15 protein-coding genes and 1 tRNA gene are annotated in these 16,302 nt (G+C 66.2%); 9 read left to right on the top strand and 7 right to left on the bottom strand.

Annotation, left to right across the window (positions count from 1 at the left end):
• Positions 1-4 precede the first annotated feature (4 nt).
• Entirely contained in the window at positions 5-799 is a 795-nt protein-coding gene (locus ACZ1JW_RS03295) for an SDR family oxidoreductase (protein WP_465141937.1), read from the top strand.
• A 46-nt stretch (positions 800-845) separates the two neighbouring features.
• Here ACZ1JW_RS03295 and ACZ1JW_RS03290 read toward each other — a convergent pair whose 3' ends face one another.
• The 3 genes from ACZ1JW_RS03290 to ACZ1JW_RS03280 form a co-directional block, all read right to left on the bottom strand.
• Positions 846-1,529, bottom strand: coding sequence for a L,D-transpeptidase family protein (locus tag ACZ1JW_RS03290; protein ID WP_465141936.1), 684 nt, complete (start codon positions 1,527-1,529; stop codon positions 846-848).
• Positions 1,530-1,642: 113 nt separating this feature from the next.
• Positions 1,643-2,872, bottom strand: a complete 1,230-nt coding sequence (locus ACZ1JW_RS03285) for a DUF418 domain-containing protein (RefSeq protein WP_465141935.1) — start codon at positions 2,870-2,872, stop codon at positions 1,643-1,645.
• Positions 2,873-2,876: 4 nt separating this feature from the next.
• On the bottom strand, positions 2,877-4,013 hold the full coding sequence (locus ACZ1JW_RS03280; RefSeq protein WP_465142719.1) for an SPOR domain-containing protein: 1,137 nt from the start codon (positions 4,011-4,013) through the stop codon (positions 2,877-2,879).
• A 274-nt stretch (positions 4,014-4,287) separates the two neighbouring features.
• Between ACZ1JW_RS03280 and ACZ1JW_RS03275 the strand changes: the two genes are divergently transcribed.
• Genes ACZ1JW_RS03275 through ACZ1JW_RS03265 form a run of 3 tightly spaced genes read left to right on the top strand, consistent with a single transcriptional unit; the run spans position 4,288 to position 6,880 of the window.
• A complete protein-coding gene (locus ACZ1JW_RS03275) occupies positions 4,288-5,013 on the top strand; it encodes an AAA family ATPase (RefSeq protein ID WP_465124904.1) in 726 nt (241 codons plus the stop codon).
• A 14-nt stretch (positions 5,014-5,027) separates the two neighbouring features.
• Positions 5,028-5,549, top strand: a complete 522-nt coding sequence (locus tag ACZ1JW_RS03270; protein WP_465141934.1) for a hypothetical protein — start codon at positions 5,028-5,030, stop codon at positions 5,547-5,549.
• Between the two features lie 20 nt (positions 5,550-5,569).
• Positions 5,570-6,880 (top strand): SPOR domain-containing protein, encoded by a 1,311-nt coding sequence (locus ACZ1JW_RS03265; RefSeq protein WP_465141933.1) that lies wholly within the window; start codon positions 5,570-5,572, stop codon positions 6,878-6,880.
• 62 nt (positions 6,881-6,942) lie between these two features.
• Here the strand turns inward: ACZ1JW_RS03265 and ACZ1JW_RS03260 are convergent, their stop codons facing one another.
• Positions 6,943-8,172 carry a dihydroorotase gene (locus ACZ1JW_RS03260; RefSeq protein WP_465141932.1) on the bottom strand — a complete coding sequence of 410 codons (1,230 nt, stop codon included), beginning with the start codon at positions 8,170-8,172 and terminating at the stop codon, positions 6,943-6,945.
• Positions 8,169-9,209, bottom strand: coding sequence for an aspartate carbamoyltransferase catalytic subunit (locus ACZ1JW_RS03255; RefSeq protein WP_465141931.1), 1,041 nt, complete (start codon positions 9,207-9,209; stop codon positions 8,169-8,171). Before ACZ1JW_RS03255 ends, ACZ1JW_RS03260 begins: the two co-directional genes overlap by 4 nt.
• Before the next feature lie 87 nt (positions 9,210-9,296).
• Between ACZ1JW_RS03255 and sppA the strand changes: the two genes are divergently transcribed.
• Positions 9,297-11,174, top strand: a complete 1,878-nt coding sequence (gene sppA / locus ACZ1JW_RS03250; RefSeq protein ID WP_465141930.1) for a signal peptide peptidase SppA — start codon at positions 9,297-9,299, stop codon at positions 11,172-11,174.
• Between the two features lie 6 nt (positions 11,175-11,180).
• Complete coding sequence (locus ACZ1JW_RS03245; protein WP_465141929.1) at positions 11,181-11,480, top strand: DUF6959 family protein; 300 nt, start codon at positions 11,181-11,183, stop codon at positions 11,478-11,480.
• A gap of 167 nt (positions 11,481-11,647) precedes the next feature.
• Here ACZ1JW_RS03245 and ACZ1JW_RS03240 read toward each other — a convergent pair whose 3' ends face one another.
• Positions 11,648-11,830: a hypothetical protein gene (locus ACZ1JW_RS03240; protein WP_465141928.1), complete on the bottom strand. Its 183-nt coding sequence runs from the start codon at positions 11,828-11,830 to the stop codon at positions 11,648-11,650.
• Between the two features lie 256 nt (positions 11,831-12,086).
• Between ACZ1JW_RS03240 and ACZ1JW_RS03235 the strand changes: the two genes are divergently transcribed.
• The 3 genes from ACZ1JW_RS03235 to ACZ1JW_RS03225 all read left to right on the top strand — a co-directional run bounded on the left by ACZ1JW_RS03235 (position 12,087) and on the right by ACZ1JW_RS03225 (position 14,815).
• Positions 12,087-12,171: transfer RNA gene (locus ACZ1JW_RS03235), tRNA-Leu, on the top strand.
• A gap of 73 nt (positions 12,172-12,244) precedes the next feature.
• The gene (gene tig / locus ACZ1JW_RS03230; protein ID WP_465141927.1) at positions 12,245-13,807 is read left to right on the top strand and encodes a trigger factor; all 1,563 of its coding nucleotides are present in this window, start codon (positions 12,245-12,247) and stop codon (positions 13,805-13,807) included.
• Positions 13,808-14,107: 300 nt separating this feature from the next.
• Positions 14,108-14,815, top strand: a complete 708-nt coding sequence (locus ACZ1JW_RS03225) for a hypothetical protein (RefSeq protein WP_465124914.1) — start codon at positions 14,108-14,110, stop codon at positions 14,813-14,815.
• Here the strand turns inward: ACZ1JW_RS03225 and ACZ1JW_RS03220 are convergent.
• Entirely contained in the window at positions 14,796-16,253 is a 1,458-nt protein-coding gene (locus tag ACZ1JW_RS03220) for an amidase (protein WP_465141926.1), read from the bottom strand. The two genes, ACZ1JW_RS03225 and ACZ1JW_RS03220, sit on opposite strands and share 20 nt — an antisense overlap.
• Between the last annotated feature and the right edge of the window lie 49 nt (positions 16,254-16,302).

Below are 16,302 nucleotides of genomic sequence, written 5' to 3'. Positions count from 1 at the left end.
CCGCATGACCCGATCCCCCTTCCGCGACGACGTCCTTGCCGGAAAGACCGCCTTCATCGCGGGCGGCACCAGCGGCATCAACCTCGGCATTGCCAAGCGCTTTGCCGAACTCGGCGCACGCGTCGCGGTGCTCGGGCGCAACCCGGAAAAAGCCGCCGCCGCCGCTGACGAGATCGGCCACGATGCGATCTGGCGGGCCGCCGACGTGCGGGATTACGGCGCGATCTGCGAGGCCATGAAGTCCGTTCGCGACGAAATCGGCGCGCTCGACATCGTCATTTCGGGCGCGGCCGGGAACTTCCTTGCGCCCGTGCTCGGCATGTCGGCCAATGCCTTCAAGACCGTTGTCGATATCGATCTCCTCGGCAGCTTCAACGTCTTCCGGGGCTGTCACGAACTGCTGAACCCCGGCGCCTCGCTGATTGCGATCACGGCGGGGCAGGCAGAGCAGGCCATGGCGATGCAGGCCCATGCCTGCGCGGCAAAGGCGGGCATCAATCAGCTTGTCCGCACCCTCGCGATCGAATGGGGCCCGGACGTGCGCGTCAACGGCATCTCGCCGGGCCCCATCGCCGACACCGAAGGCATGGCCCGCCTCGCGCCCGACGAGACCACCCGCCAGCAGCACTACGCCCGCATCCCGATGAAGCGCTGGGGCACGGCATACGAGATCGCTGAAGCGGCAGTCTATCTCTCGACGCCAGCGGCCAGCTACGTCACCGGCGCGATTCTAGATGTCGATGGCGGCAGTTCGGTCGGCGATGCCTCGCGTACGAGCCCGGACAAGGGGCTGGCCTGATCTTACTCCCCTCCCGCAGGCGGGAGGGGTCGGGGGTGGGCATTCTTCAGCCCGCGTGCTCACCCGTCAGGATCGGATCGCCCACCTGCATCGTCTTGCCATCGGTGACGATCACCTTGTCGCCCAGCGATGCAATCCGGAACAGCTTTTCGGCAAAGCCATCGGGCACGCCAATGCAGCCGTTGGTGGCATAGCCCGCCTCGACCTTGCTGCCGTGGATCGAGACGCCATCATTGGTCAGCCGCAGCATCCACGGCATCGGGGCGTCGTAGATGTTCGAGACGTGGTCGGCGTCCTTCTGGGTGATCGGAAAAATGCCGGTCGGCGTCGGCTTCTCGCCGTAGCCCTTGAGGATTGCGGCTGCACCGATCTCGTGCCCGTCGCGGAATACCGAAATCACGCGCGCGGTCAGATCCACAGTGACGACCAGCTTGCCCGAGGCAGGCGCACGGGTCTCGTCCCAGTAGAACTTGCCGAACTTGATCGGCTCGTTGATCGGCAGGATCGACTTGACCACGAACGGCCCGTCGACCGGCTTTTGCGCCACGGCAGGAACGGGCTTGGCCACCGGAGCCATGACCGCAGCCGCTTCGGCCTTGCCCCCCCCGAAGGCCACCTCGGCAACGTTCTGCCCGACGTGGAACGCCAGCAGCGATGCGGCACCAGTCACCAGAAAGCCCAGCGGCATGCGCACCCAGCGCTTATCCCACCAACCCTTCAACAATGACATCGCGACCGCTCCTTTCCCGTTAAGGAATAAGCGTTAAGTCAGCGCCTTGCGAGTCCCCGTTGGCGAGCGTCCCCTTGCGGGACGCGGGCACTCTTGCAGGTTACCACTCGTGGTTAATGCTGGCTGGCCAAACTCTTTCGCGGAAGGGCCAGCCGTCGCCATAGCCGCTCCAGCGGTCCCTGCCCGAAGCGGGCCAGCCACCACTGCGGCCAGGCGAGCATGGCGATCCACCCGAGCAGCACGAAGGCGGGCAGCCAGTTTCTCGGCAGTTCCGGCCCAAGACCCAGCCCCCAGCCTGAAAAGATCGCGCCCATCAATACGGTCGTGCCGATATAGTTGCTGAACGCACACTTGCCTGCTGCCACCAGTGCCCGCGCCAATGCCCGCTCGCGCACAGCGGGGAACACCAGCAGCAATGCCGCCGCATAGCCCAGCGCCATCATCAGGTGGGGCAGGGCCATACCATGCTCTATCGCCGCAAACATCGCGCGTGGGGGCCAGCCATGATGCCACAGCCAGAGCGTTGCCAGCACGGTCGGCACGCCACCGCCCAGAATCCCGATCCCGGCGATGGACGCGAGCCGTCTTCGCGGCCAGTCAGTAAAGAATCCGCTGCGCACCATCGCCATGCCGATCAGCATCAGCGGCAGCGTCTCGGTGAAGGTCGATAGCGTGGTGATGAGCGGTTGCAGCGGCGCGCCCGACAGCTTGAGCCGGATGGCATCAAGGAACCCGGCGTTGAGCACTGCCAAGTCCTTGGCAACCGACGCGGCGATCCGGCCCATCATCGCCGCCTGCTCGGCCACGTCCGATGCCGGCGCAGTCCCGGCCAGCACCGCCTGTTCGGTGAACACGCCCGGCAGGGCAAACAGCGCTTGGATGCCTTGGGCCAGCAGGTAGAAGGGCAGGGCTATGCCCAGTAGCTGGATCGGCTCCAGCCTGCGTAGTGCCAGCGCGCCAAGTCCGCACAGCGCATAAAGGAACAGGATATCGCCCCACCACAGCAGCGCAAAATGGATGTAGCCGAACAGCAGTAGCCATGCCAGCCGACGCAACTGCGCAAGGTCAGGGTCCGCGCCCTGCCGCTCGGCACTCTGCGCAAACAGCACCATGCTCGCGCCGAACAGCAGGCTGAACAGCGCGCGCATCTTGCCTTCGAACAGGACGAAGGCGACCGCAAACCACGGGTCTGAACCTGCTGCGAAATCCGGAATGCGCGGCGAGAACGTCGCGAGCGACGGCCCCCAGAACCCGGTCACATTGATCGCCAGAATCCCCAGCACGGCCACGCCGCGCAAGAAATCGATCGCCTCTATGCGTGTTCGGGGAGTGTCTTCGTCCAAGCCATCAGGGCTTTACCACCAGGCAAGTGAAGCCGCCAGCCTTGAGCGCGGCGCAGGCCTTGTCCGCCTCGGCCTGTCCGCCAAAGCCGCCCGCCAGCAACCGCGTGACCGCGCCCGAGGGGAGGTCGATCCGGCCATGGCCCGCCAGTTCCGGGCGGCCCTTGACCTTGCTCCACAATCCGTCCGCATTGGCCTTGACCCCGAAAGCGCCAAGCTGGACGCGCCAGTTGCCCTTTGCCGGAGGTGCTGCTGTCGGTTTGGGCGTTGCAGGTTGGGGCGCAGCAGGCTTGGCAACCGCAGTCTTGGCCACAGCCGTCTTCATCTCCGGCTTCTCGCCGACATGGACCGTCACCGGCACAGGCTTCTGACCCGGCGCATTGGCCCCGACCACGCGCTTGGGCGCGGGCATCGTCACCGGGTTGGCATAATCTGCCCCGGCGGTGATCACCGAGGGCGGCAGCTCTGTCTTCTCGAGCGAACCGCCGGGTACGACCGGACGCAGCGGCGCGGTGGGTGACGCCTTGACGCCAAGATCTGCCGCCGCGAACTGCTGCGAGCGCTTGGCCTGCGCCTTCTGTTCAAGCTCGGCTGCCAGCGAAACGCCCATCTGCCGCTGCTCGAGCGGGATCATCCCGTCCATCGTGGCAAGGCTGCGCGTTGCCTGATCGAGACCGCTTCCCGCAGCCCGGGTCATCAGCGCATAGGCGCGAACCCAGTCCTTGCCGACCGTGTCGCCATTGAAGTGGGCAACGCCCAGAATATACATCGCGCGCGGCTCGCCCCGTTCGGCCGAAGCCTGCAGGAACGGCATGGCATCGGCCTTGCGGTTGTCCTGAAACAGCAGCAGGCCCAGCGTGTCGGCGGCCTTGATGTGGCCCTGCTCTGCCGCCTTGCGATACCATGCCTCGGCACGCTTCAGGTCCTGCGGCACGCCTTTGCCGAGCTTGAAGGCCTGCCCCATGTTGAACTGCGCATCGGCATCGCCTTTCGCCGCCGGACCGAGCCATTCCCTGACCGCCGCCTCGTGATCGCCGCGCGACCAGGCATCGACCCCGGCCTTGGTGTCGGCCGAGGCCTTGCCGGAAAGCGTTGCGGCCACCAGAGCGGCAGCCAGTGCAGTCGTGCGCGTGAAGTCCCTCATGTTCGACAATGCCCGTCTTCTTCGCTGGAACCCGGGAGCGGCCGGTCACGTGCGCGGCGCGGCCCTCGGCGTCATTTCGTTGGCGCTTATAGTCAACGAGGCGTTAGCGAAGTCTTATCGGCGATTACGAGGCCGAAAAGCCCGCCAGTCTGCGACTTCCGCTTGGCCACGCATTCGCGCCCTGACTGCCGAATTGAACGCGCGTTAACCGAAATTTCAGCCCGATCTGCGAATCCGGACGCCGAAGGTTTGTGTTTTTCGGGGGAAATGGGCTTTGCGCGTACTGGCATTGGCATCGCAGAAGGGCGGATCGGGCAAGACGACCCTGTCCGGCCACCTCGCCGTCCAGGCACAGCGCGCGGGCGCTGGCCCCGTCGTCCTGATCGACATCGACCCGCAAGGTTCCCTGTCCGATTGGTGGAACGAGCGCGAGGCAGAATTCCCCGCCTTTGCCCAGACCACTGTCGCCCGCCTTGCATCGGACCTCGCAATCCTGCGCCAGCAGGGCTTCAAGCTTGCCGTGATCGATACCCCGCCCGCGATCACCATGGCCATCCAGTCGGTGATCTCGGTTGCCGAACTGATCGTCGTGCCGACCCGGCCCAGCCCGCATGACCTGCGCGCCGTGGGAGCCACGGTCGATCTGTGCGACCGCGCGGGCAAGCCGCTGATCTTCGTCGTCAACGCCGCCACCCCCAAGGCGCGAATCACTTCCGAGGCCGCCGTCGCGCTATCGCAGCACGGCACGGTCGCGCCTGTCACGCTGCATCACCGCACCGATTTCGCCGCTTCGATGATCGATGGCCGCACGGTCATGGAGTGCGATCCGGGTGGCAAGTCCGCTGCCGAAGTGACCGCGCTGTGGACCTATATCTCCGAGCGGCTCGAAAAGAACTTCCGCCGCACCGTCTTTGCCGTGCCGCAGCAGGCCGCCGCCGTGCCGATGGCCGGAGCACAGCGCCCGATGGGCGGCTTCGGCCGCCGCGTCGTCGGGTCTTGAAGGGAGCGCGGGGGATGAGCGCGTCAAAGCCTCTCGCATCGCTTTCGCCAAGCCTGCTCGCCCGCAAGGGTGCAGCACGCCCGGCCATGCGCCCGCAACTGGCGATCAGCTTTGAAGAACAAAGCCGCGTCCTCACGCAGGATGACCTTGGCTGGAACGATCTTGGTGAAGACCTTGCCGCTGAAGAGACCGCGCCGGTCGAGCAGCCGGTGATCGTCCAGCAGATCGAGACGCTCGCCAGCAAGGTTGCCGCCTTCGAAAAGCCCGCGCCCGCGTCCGACTTCGCCTCGGCCAGCTCGGTCAAGATCGTGCGCAACCGCAGCAAAGGCGGCAAGACCATCCGCTCGGCCCTGCAGGAAGGCCGAAAGGCTGCCTTCACGCTGCGCCTCGACAACTACCGCCACTTGCGCCTCCGCCTCGCCTGCACGCTCGAAGACAGCAGCGCGCAGGAACTGGTGACCAAGGCACTCGACAACTTTCTCGACGAACTTCCCGGGCTCGAGGACCTCGCCCGGCGCGCTATCACGCGCAACTGACTGCCGAAGGAAACCTGAGCATGACGAACCGCTTCTCTGCCTTCGCTGCCACCTTGGGCGCCCCCAACCGGGCGACCCGCCTGGCCATCTCCACCGCGCTTGCCGCAGGCGTCCTGACCGGCTGCAGCGCCGGCGGTGCCCACCCGGACAAGTTCGCCTCCTCCGCCCAGACCGCACTGGCCAAGGGCTCGGCCACGGCTGCTGTCGACAATGCCGAAAAGGCCGTGCTCGCCGATCCGCGCAACCCGGCCTATCGCGTCCTGCTGGGCAATGCCTACCTCAAGGCGGGCCGCTTCGAATCCGCGCGCCAGGCCTATGACGAGGCGATGGACCTCGGCGAGGACTCGAGCCGCACGGCGCTCAGCCTTGCGCTGGCCGATATCGCGCTCGGCCGCCACGGCGAAGCGATCGACACGCTCAATTCCTACCGCGACAGCCTCCCCGCCTCGGACTACGGCCTTGCCCTCGCGCTCGCCGGACAACCGCAGCAAGGCGCGCAGATCCTGGGCCAGGCGCTGCGCGGTGGCGAGAACACGCCGAAGGTCCGCCAGAACCTCGCGCTGGCCTATGCGCTTGCCGGACAGTGGCGCGAAGCCCGCACAATGGCCGCGCAGGACGTGCCCGCCGACCAGCTCGGCGACCGCATGGAGCAGTGGGCGCTGATGGGCTATTCCGAACGCACCCGCGATCGTGTCGCCACTCTGCTCGGCGTGCCGCTGCGTGGTGACACCGGCCAGCCGCAGGCGCTGGCGCTCGCCAACTTCCCCGCTGCCGAACAGCTCGCCACCGAGGCCGCAACCCGCGCCGAACCGGCGGCTGCTGCGCCCGCGCTGGCGGAAGCGGCGGTCAAAGAACTGCCCGCGACCGACACTTCGACGCCCGCGCCTGCGCTCGCCGACTCCTCGTCGCAATCGCAGCAGGCCCAGCTTGCCCTGATCGACCTGCCCGCTTCGCAGCCCTATGTCCGCCCCGTTGCCGCTCCGGCCCGCAAGGCTCCGGTTCTCAAGGTTGCTGCCACGCCAGCAAAGGCAGGGACGCATCTCGTCCAGCTCGGCTCGTTCTCGACCCCCGAAGGCGCCCGTCGCGCATGGCGGCACTACACCGCGCGCAATCCTTCGCTGAAGAACTTCGCCAACGTGACCACGCAGGTCACCGTAAACGGCAAGCAGTTCTGGCGTGTTCAGGCAGCGGGCTTCGGCGGCTATGCCTCGGCCAGCTCGATGTGCGGCTCTGTCAAGTCGCGCGGCGGCGTCTGCCTGGTACTGCGCGGCAACGGCCCCGCCGCGCCCGGCCAGCAGCGCCCGACCGAAACGCGCATGGCCAAGCGCTAAGAGTTACCGTGAGAGAGCGGTGAAAGGGCGCGGGACCGATGGGTTCCGCGCCCTTTCCCGTATCAGTCGATCCGCGCGCCGCCCTTGAACAGCGCGGACACGCGGCCCTCAACCGGCCTGCGATCGAACGGCGTGTTGCCGGCGGCAGCCGCCATCTTGTCGGAATTGACGATCCATGGCCGCGCGGGATCGACAACCGCGATATCTGCCTCGGTCCCGATTTCCAGCCGTCCGGCCTCAACGCCCAGCAGCTTGGCCGGATTGGCGGCGAGCAGTTCGAAGGCCCGGGCCATATCGATCACGCCATCGCGCACCAGCGTCAGCGTCAGCGGCAGCAGCGTCTCGGCCCCGGCCATCCCCGGCTCCGCATCGGCGAAGGGGAGGCGCTTGTCTTCCGGCCCGCGCGGATCGTGGCCTGATGAGATCACGTCGATCGTGCCGTCACCAATCGCCGCCACCACCGCCTTGCGATCTGCGTCTTGCCGCAGCGGCGGGGACATCCGGCAGAAAGTACGGAAGCCGACCAGCTCGAGGTCCGACAGGATGAAGTGCGCAGGCGTTACGCCCGCCGTTACCTTCACGCCCCGCGACTTGGCCGCGCGCACCAGATCAAGCGCCCGCGCCGTCGTTACCTGCCGGAAATGGACGTGTGCGCCCGAAAGCTCGGCCAGCGCAATGTCGCGCGCCACGGCCAGTGCCTCGGCCTCTGCCGGAGCGCTTGGCAGGCCGAGCCGCGTCGCCACGTCGCCCGCCGTCGCTACCGCAGATCCGGTGATCCCGGCGTCCTCGGCGTGGGTTACCACGACCAGCCCGAGCATCGCGCAATAGCGCAGCAGCCGCAGCATCACGCCCGAATCGCCGATCCAGCCGCGCCCGGTAGCCACCGCCTTCGCGCCCGCATCGCGCATCAGCGCCAACTCAGCGAGTTCGCTGCCTTCAAGCCCTCGCGTCGCCGCGGCCAGCGGGTGGACCCACATGTCCGGCTTGCCCGACTGCGCGGCAAAGCGCACCCGCGCCGGATGGTCGAGCGGCGGACCCTGATCGGGCATCAGTGCCGCGCGCGTTATCCCGCCAAAGTGGAACGCGGGCTTGTCGATGGCAAAGACGCCCAGATCGACCAGACCCGGCGCGATCAGGCTGCCACCCGCGTCGAAGACCTCGTCCCCGTCCTCCGGCGTCACATCGCCCATAGCGACGATCCGCCCGCCCTCGCAGCGCAAGGCTCCGGCCACCGGCTCGCCCGCGCCCAGCACCAGCTTCCCGCCGGTGATCGTCAGAGGCCGCGCGATCATGCTGCCGCTCCCTTCCCGAGTTCATTGGCAGCTTCCCAGCCCGGCACGCCGCGCGCCCGGCGCGTGAGCACTTCAAGGCAGGCCATGCGGATCGCCACGCCCATTTCCACCTGCCGCGTGATGAGGCTGCGGGTAGGGTGATCGGCCACGGTCGAATCGATCTCGATCCCCCGGTTCATCGGCCCCGGGTGCATCACGAAGGCATCCGGCTCGGCTCGCGCCAGCCGCTCCGGCGTAAGGCCATAAAGGTGTCGGTACTCGCGCGGCGAGGGGATGAACTGGCCGCTCATGCGTTCCTGCTGCAGGCGTAGCATCATCACGATGTTGGCCCCTTTGAGCGCCGCGTCGAAATCAAAGAACGGCGTCACGCCCATCGCCTCGACCTCGGCCGGCATCAGCGCTGGCGGCGCGCAGACCCGCACGTCGGCGCCCAGCGCGGTCAGGCTCAGGATGTTTGAGCGCGCCACGCGGCTGTGCAGGATGTCCCCGCAGATCGTCACCTTCAGCCCGTTGAGGTCCGAGCCGATGGGCAGCCCCAGCGCATGCCGCATGGTCAGCGCATCCAGCAATGCCTGCGTCGGATGTTCATGCTGACCGTCTCCTGCATTGAGCACCGGGCAATCGACCTTCTCGGCAATCAGCCGCACCGCGCCCGAGCTGGCATGGCGGATCACGATGGCGTCGGCGCGCATGGCGTTGAGCGTCATCGCCGTGTCGATCAGCGTTTCGCCCTTCTTCACGCTGCTGGTGGCGGCATGCATGTTGACCACGTCGGCGCCCAGCCGCTTGCCCGCAATCTCGAAGCTCAAGAGCGTGCGCGTGGAGTTTTCGAAGAAGGCGTTGATGATCGTCAGACCGTTCAGTAGGTCGGTCTTTTTCTTCGGCTGCCGGTTCAGTTCCACCCACTGCTCCGCCTCGTCGAGGAGGTAGAGAATCTCGTGGCGCGCAAGCTGGCCGATGCCGGTCAGGTCACGGTGCGGGAAGGCGAGGCCGCCCGCTGGATAGCGGCCCGCTTGGGGTGTTGTTGGGCTTTGCATTGAAACCAGTTCCCTAGAGGGCAGGTGCCCTGCGCTCAAGCGGTTTCCCGCTGGCATTGCGCCGCCGTCCACAATAGTCTGCACCCCATGAGCTTTGCCAAATCGGTCTGGAAGATCCTCGTCGCCATCAAGGACGGTCTCGTCCTGTTGTTCCTGCTCCTGTTCTTCGCAGGGCTTTACACTGTCCTCACGCTGCGGCCAGCCCCCGGCATGGTCCGTGAAGGCGCGCTGTACCTGCCGCTGGACGGCCGCGTGGTGGAAGAAGCGAGCGAGGTTTCGCCCACCCAGCTGCTGTCAGGGCAAACGCCCGAACCGGAATACACCGCCCGCGATCTGTCGCGCGCCATTGCCACTGCGGCAGACGACAAGCGCATCAAGGCGGTCGTACTCGATCTCGAAGCTTTCGGCGGCGGCTCGGCCGTCCACCTCAGCCAGATCGGTGCGGCGATGGACAAGGTGCGTGCGGCAAAGAAGCCCGTCCTCGTCCGTGCGCTGATCTACACCGACGATGCGATGCAGCTTGCCGCGCATTCGTCCGAAGCATGGGTCGATCCGATGGGGGGCGTCGCCATCAGCGGCCCCGGCGGCACGCTGCTGTTCTACAAGGGCCTGATCGACAAGCTGAAAGCCAACGTCCACATCTTCAGGGTCGGCACCTACAAGAGCGCGGTCGAACCCTACATGCGCGCGGAAATGTCGCCCGAAGCGCGCGAGGCGATGCAGGCGGTCTATGGCACGCTGTGGCAGAACTGGCAGGACGAGGTGAAGAAGGCCCGTCCCAAGGCCGACCTCACGCTCGCCACCACCGATCCCGCCAAGTGGGTAACGGACAACGGTAACGATGCCGCGCAAGCCGCGCTGAAGTCCGGCCTTGTCGACAAGATCGGTGACCGCGTAGCCTTTGGCCAGCGCGTTGCCGAGATTGTCGGCGCGGACGACGAGGAAGGCCTCGGAGGCTTCAAGGCCACCGAACTCCCCGTCTATCTGGCTGACAAGCCCGCGCCCAAACAGGGCAAGGCCGTCGCCGTCGTCACCGTCGCGGGCGAGATCGTCGATGGCGATGCCGGCCCCGGCACCGCAGGCGGAGACCGTATCGCCGCCCTGATCGACGGCGTGACGCAGAGCGACGATTACGCAGGCCTCGTCCTGCGCGTCGATTCGCCGGGCGGCTCGGTCATGGCGTCCGAACGCATCCGCGCGGCGGTGGAGCGGGTGAAGGCCAAGGGCCTGCCCGTCGCCGTATCGATGGGCAGCCTTGCCGCCAGCGGCGGGTACTGGGTCTCCACGCCTGCCCAGCGCATCTTTGCCGAACCGAGCACGATCACCGGCTCGATCGGCGTCTTCGCGGTCATCCCCACGCTCGAACAGACGCTGCCGCAATATGGCGTCACCACCGATTCGATCCGCACCACCCCGCTTTCGGGCCAGCCTGACCTTCTGGGTGGCCTCAGCCCGCAGGTGGAAGCGCTGCTGCAAGGCCAGGTCGAACAGACCTACGCCCGCTTCCTCGGCCTCGTCGCCAAGGCCCGCGGCAAGTCATCGGCTGACATCGACAAGATCGCGCAAGGCCGCATCTGGGACGGCGGCACCGCGCGCCAGCTGGGCCTCGTCGACCAGTTCGGCGGCCTCGACGATGCAGTCGCGTGGGTCGCAAGCCAAGCCAAGGCCGAAACCTTCCACGCCGAGTACATCGCCGACGAACCCAGCCCCTTCGCCCAGCTCCTGCGCCAGATGGAAACCGGCGAAGCGCCCGAGGCGCGGGCCCACGATCTGGCCGGAGCACTCTCCGCGCAGCAGCAGGGCCTGATGGCGCGGATGCAGGCCGACGTGATGCGCCTGATGGAAGGCGGCGGGATCAGGGCTTATTGTCTGGAGTGTGGGGGGGATGGTGGCGCTGGCGCCAGAATTCAGCCGCAGCAGGCTAGCTTCGGTGTGATTGCGATGCTGACGAGGTTGGTAGCGTAGGCCTCAGTGACCATTGGTCAGTTTAAGGGGGTAAAGATGCGCACGATGTCAGTTGAGATTTACTCTGATGCAACCAACGCTGCAGTCATGCGGCATCCCGACCGTAAATTTCCGGGAATGCTGATTCAGGGGGATTCTCTCGACAATATGCACAGCATGGCGTTGGCGGCACTTTCTGGTGCAGAACCGGATTCAGATCATTGGCACGATCTGAAGGAACTCGTTGATGAGCTAGAGCATCGGGTAAAATTCTACGTCAAAGTCCTCAAGGAGCACGGTTTGGAGTTGCCGTTTCCTGAAAGCTGATTGCCACGTATCAGTCTGGCCCGCTGATCCGCCGAGTTACATTGAAGCACAAAACCACCGTCGCCCCGGGCTTGACCCGGGGCCCAGCTTTTCTTCCGCGCAACCCCTGCAAAAAGAAGCCGGATCCCGGGTCAAGCCCGGGATGACGAGGAAGAAGATGCTACAAATCAATCCGGCGCCGCTGGCACTTCCTGCGGCGTTCCCGGCTGCACCTGATCCGGCTCCACCACCGGAGCTTCATCAGGCTGGATGACGGGCGGCACGCCGTCCGGTTCGGTCACCGGTGGGCTTTCGGGCGGGGACTGCGGGTTGATTCGGTCGGGCTGCGGAGAATCGGGGGTCGTGGCCATCTTGCGGCTCCTTCGAAGCGGTTTGCTTGTCTTCCCAACTCGCCGCGAGGATAGCAGGTTCCGGCGCCTCCCCAAAGCTCGTCATTGCGAGCGGCGCGAAGCATCCAGAGCGGTTTGCGTGGCGCTCTGGATTGCTTCGTCGGCTTCGCCTCCTCGCAATGACGAAGAGTTGAAACGGTCATTCCACACCCCAAATCCAAGGCGCTTGCCCTTTTCAAGCCACTGCGATAGGGGCACCGCTCGCTTTTCGCCGGATGCGGGCGTGGCGGAACTGGTAGACGCAGCAGGTTTAGGTCCTGCCATCGCAAGATGTGGGGGTTCGAGTCCCTTCGCCCGCACCAGTCCGCGCGCCGGCGTCCGAGTCAGCTTTTTCCGCGTCAGCATGCGCGTGACAGATATGAAAGTTGGATCAGGATGCAGATCGTCGAAACCACCAACGAGGGCCTGAAGCGCGCCTACACCGTCACCATCCCCGCCAGCGACATTGCCGCCCGGGTCGAGGGTGAGGTCAAGAAGATCGCGCCGCAGATCAAGATGCCCGGCTTCCGCCCCGGCAAGGTCCCCGCCAACCTCGTGCGCAAGATGCACGGCGCGCAGCTTCATCAGGAAGCGCTGAACACCACCATCCGTGAAGCGATGGACAAGCTGGTGGCCGACAACAAGCTGCGCCCCGCGATGCAGCCCGCCGTCTCGCTCGGCGAAGGCTATGACCAGGGCAAGGACGCCGAGCTGACAGTGGAGCTGGAAGTTCTGCCCCAGATCGAAGCACCTGCGCTCGATGGCCTGAAGCTTGAAAAGCTGGTCGTTCCCGTGACGGAAGCCGAAGTCGACGAAGCCGTCGCCCGCATCGGCGCAGGCCAGAAGTCCTTCACCGACGCCAAGAAGGGCGCGAAGGCCAAGGACGGCGACCAGATCATCATCGACTTCCTCGGCAAGGTCGATGGCGTTGCCTTCGAAGGTGGCGCGGCTGAAGACACCCCGCTGGAACTCGGCGCGGGCCGCTTCATCCCAGGCTTTGAAGAACAGCTCGTCGGCGTGAAGGCCGGTGACGAAACCGTCATCACCGTGACCTTCCCGGAAGACTATCCGGCCGAAAACCTCAAGGGCAAGGAAGCCACCTTCGACATCAAGGTCAAGGCGGTGAAGAACCCCGGCGAATTCGAAGCCAACGACGAATTCGCCAAGATGCTCGGCCTCGAAAGCCTCGAGCAGCTCAAGACCCTGCTGCGTGGCCAGCTCGAGCAGGAAACTGCCGGCCTGACCCGCACCCAGATGAAGCGCGCGCTGCTCGATCAGCTTGCCGCAGGTCACGATTTTGCCGTGCCGCCTTCGATGGTCGATGCCGAGTTCGAGCAGATCTGGGCCCAGCTTCAGCAGGAAGCCCAGAACGAAGAGAACCCGGAAGAGGCCCTCAAGGAAATCGAGGCCGAGAAGGACGATTACCGCAAGATCGCCGAACGCCGCGTGCGCCTCGGCCTGCTCCTGTCGGAAATCGGCCAGGCCAACGGCGTCGTCGTCACGTCTCAGGAAATGGAAATGCTGATCCGCCAGGCGGCCCAGCAGTACCGCGAACAGGATCGCCAGCGCTTCGTCGACTACGTCCGTTCCGAACCGCTTGCCGCCGCCCAACTGCGCGCGCCGCTCTATGAGGACAAGGTCGTCGACTTCTTGTTCGACAAGGCCGAAGTCACCGAGCGGGAAGTGACCAAGGAAGAGCTGCAGGCCGCAATCGAAGCCGACGAAGGCGCTGCTGCCGCTGCGGCAAAGCCTGCGAAGAAGGCTCCGGCCAAGAAGAAGTCTGCCAAGGAAGACGCTCCGGCTGAAGAAGCCGCTGTTCCTGCAGCCGAGGAAGCGCCGAAGAAGAAGGCTGCTCCCAAGAAGAAGGCCGCCGAGGAAGGCCCTGCTGCGGAAGCGGCTGCTGAAGAAGCGCCCGCTCCCAAGAAGAAGGCTCCGGCAAAGAAGAAGGCCGAGGGCTGATCTCCATATCGGATTGATCCGGCCCGACGGGGCTGGATATCGGACGGCCCGGCTGCTTCGGCACGCCGGGCCGTTGGCGTTTTGGGCCAGCAAACTACGTAGTTTCGCGCCGCTTGAATGCGTAATTGCTTAAGAAAACTGCCGGTCGCTCGGTTTCCGATCCTTCTCCACTTCGCGCCCGAGTCGCTGTGTGTGATCATCCATCGGCAAGGAACCTCGTCTGGGGGAACTGCCATGCACACCGTTCGCAATCGCGTCGCCTCACGTCCTCGCCCGCCACGGTCCTCGGCCAAGGGGAAAGTGCCCAGATCTAACGTGCCAACCCATGGTCGGCGCGAACCGGCGTTCCTGCTGCGCCAGCCCAATCCGCCCGCCTTTCCCGAGCACCTGATCCTGCCCGTGCGGCGCGGCGCGGTCATCGCCAGCGTGCCCTGGCCCGAAGCACCCGCCCCCGAGGCCGCACCCGTACCGAAAAAGCCCCGCAAGGTCGCCAAGGGCAAGAGCGCGGCCAGAAAGCGCCGTCCGCCGTCCCCGCGCAAAACCCCGGCGCGCAAGCCTGCCGCTGCCAGGAAAGCCTCCCGCGAGGAGGCGCCGGCCACTGCACCGGCCGTTGCTGCGGTCCCATCAGCCAAGGAAGCGCCAGCTAGGGATTTTCCGGCCACCATGACCACGATCGACCTGCTTGACCGTGCACTGGCGATGCAGCCGGAACTGCCGCCTGTCGTCCCTCAACCCGTGTCGGCCACCCACTCCTCCAATCTGGCCGACACCGCCCCGCTGCTGCGCTCGCGTGCCCCCACGCAAATGCGCGGCAGCGGGTTACTGGATGTCATCGGCGACTGGCTGCGCAGCACGGCTCGGACGCTCGCGTTCTGGCGCATTTTCAAGCGACAGACCGCGCAGGAGCGCACCCGCCTAGCCCGCGCCGATGCCCGCCAGCGCGCCCTGCAATCACAATTTGAGGCTCTCGAAGCGCTTCAGGCCTCGGTCACTCCCCCCAGCGCCTGAACGAAGGCACCGGCACCGCGCTCGTCCGCGCCCGTTCATAGGCCGCGCCTGCTTCCAGCACCCGCTTGTCGTCCCACTTGGCGCCCATGATCGAAAGGCCGATCGGCAGGCCTTCCACCGCGCCCATCGGCACCGAGAGGTGCGGGTATCCGGCAATCGCGGCGAGGTTGCCCGCGCCCACGCCGACGAAGTGATCGCCCAGCACGAGGTCGATCGGCCATGCGGGCCCCTCGGTCGGCGCGACTAGGAAGCTCACCTTGTTGTCGTGCAGCAGCTTGTTGATGCCCTCGGCGCCTGCAAGCTGGAGCGAGTTGGCCCGCGCCGCCTCATAGGCCGCCTTGTCGGTCGTCGCATCGGCCTGTTCGAACACGTCCTGCCCGAACCAGCGCAGCTCTTCGGGGTGCGCCTTGTTGAAGGCGATCAGGTCGGCCAGCGTTTTCGGCCCCGCCTTGGGCAGCGAGCGCAGGTAGGCGCCCATGTCCTCGCGCAGTTCGTAGAGGAGCACTGTGAATTCATCGCGGCCCATCTCGGGCGGTGCGTCGTACTGGATCTCGACAAGTTCCGCGCCCGCCGCCTTCATGTCGGCCAGCGCCTTGTCGAACAGGGCCAGCAGAGCAGGGTGGTTGCCCGCCTGCTTGCGCAGAACGCCGATCCGCACGCCCTTTAAGGTGGCTGCGGCAAGGCCTGAGGTGAAGTCGGTCTTGCGCCTGTCGGCCTCGGCAGTCGCGGCGTCGGCTGGGTCGGTCCCGGCAAGCGCGTTCATCAGCAGCGCGGCATCGGCAACGCTGCGGGTCATCGGCCCTGCCGTGTCCTGGCTGTGGCTGATCGGCACGACATGGGTGCGGCTGACCATGCCCACGGTGGGCTTGAACCCGACGATGCCGTTGACCGATGCTGGGCAAGTGATCGAGCCGTCCGTCTCGGTGCCGATGGCCGCCCAGGCCAGACCCGCTGCAATGGCGGACCCGCTGCCCGAAGACGAGCCGCAGGGCGTGCGATCAATCGCATGAGGGTTCTTCGTCTGCCCGCCGACCGCGCTCCAGCCGCTGGACGAGGAGGACGAGCGGATGTTGGCCCATTCCGAAAGGTTGGTCTTGCCCAGGATCACCACGCCCGCCTTGCGCAGCCGCGCCACCAGCGGCGCATCGCGGCCGGTCACGCTGTCCTTGAGCGCAAGGCTGCCCGCGGTGGTCGGCAGAGGTCCTGCCACTTCGACGTTGTCCTTTATCAGAAGGACCTTACCCGAAAGTGGCCCCTTGATCGCCTTGGCCGCCGCTTCCTCCTTCGCGGCATCGGGATTGATCGCCAGCACCGCATTGAGCTGCGGCCCTGCGTCGTCCACGGCGGCTATCCGCGCGAGATAGTCGGAGACGGTCTGGGCCTGCACGGGCAAGGCGGCGAACGCGGTGGCAAGCAAGGCAAGACGGGTCAGGCGCATCGCAATTCTCTCCAGTTTCTCAAAGCTTGGCGCAAACTTGCGCAGTGCG

Source organism: Novosphingobium sp. BL-A-28-Hi1-0D (genome assembly GCF_055521755.1).
Note: the sequence above shows the minus strand (reverse complement) of the source record. Positions and strands in the feature narration are given on the sequence as shown.

What these genes read in the sequence shown, in the direction of transcription:
- ACZ1JW_RS03295 (WP_465141937.1), top strand. Translation starts at nt 5, where the DNA reads ATGACCCGATCCCCCTTCCGCGACGACGTCCTTGCCGGAAAGACCGCC.
- ACZ1JW_RS03290 (WP_465141936.1), bottom strand. Translation starts at nt 1,529, where the DNA reads ATGTCATTGTTGAAGGGTTGGTGGGATAAGCGCTGGGTGCGCATGCCG.
- ACZ1JW_RS03280 (WP_465142719.1), bottom strand. Translation starts at nt 4,013, where the DNA reads ATGAGGGACTTCACGCGCACGACTGCACTGGCTGCCGCTCTGGTGGCC.
- ACZ1JW_RS03270 (WP_465141934.1), top strand. Translation starts at nt 5,028, where the DNA reads ATGAGCGCGTCAAAGCCTCTCGCATCGCTTTCGCCAAGCCTGCTCGCC.
- ACZ1JW_RS03265 (WP_465141933.1), top strand. Translation starts at nt 5,570, where the DNA reads ATGACGAACCGCTTCTCTGCCTTCGCTGCCACCTTGGGCGCCCCCAAC.
- ACZ1JW_RS03260 (WP_465141932.1), bottom strand. Translation starts at nt 8,172, where the DNA reads ATGATCGCGCGGCCTCTGACGATCACCGGCGGGAAGCTGGTGCTGGGC.
- ACZ1JW_RS03255 (WP_465141931.1), bottom strand. Translation starts at nt 9,209, where the DNA reads ATGCAAAGCCCAACAACACCCCAAGCGGGCCGCTATCCAGCGGGCGGC.
- sppA (WP_465141930.1), top strand. Translation starts at nt 9,297, where the DNA reads ATGAGCTTTGCCAAATCGGTCTGGAAGATCCTCGTCGCCATCAAGGAC.
- ACZ1JW_RS03240 (WP_465141928.1), bottom strand. Translation starts at nt 11,830, where the DNA reads ATGGCCACGACCCCCGATTCTCCGCAGCCCGACCGAATCAACCCGCAG.
- tig (WP_465141927.1), top strand. Translation starts at nt 12,245, where the DNA reads ATGCAGATCGTCGAAACCACCAACGAGGGCCTGAAGCGCGCCTACACC.
- ACZ1JW_RS03220 (WP_465141926.1), bottom strand. Translation starts at nt 16,253, where the DNA reads ATGCGCCTGACCCGTCTTGCCTTGCTTGCCACCGCGTTCGCCGCCTTG.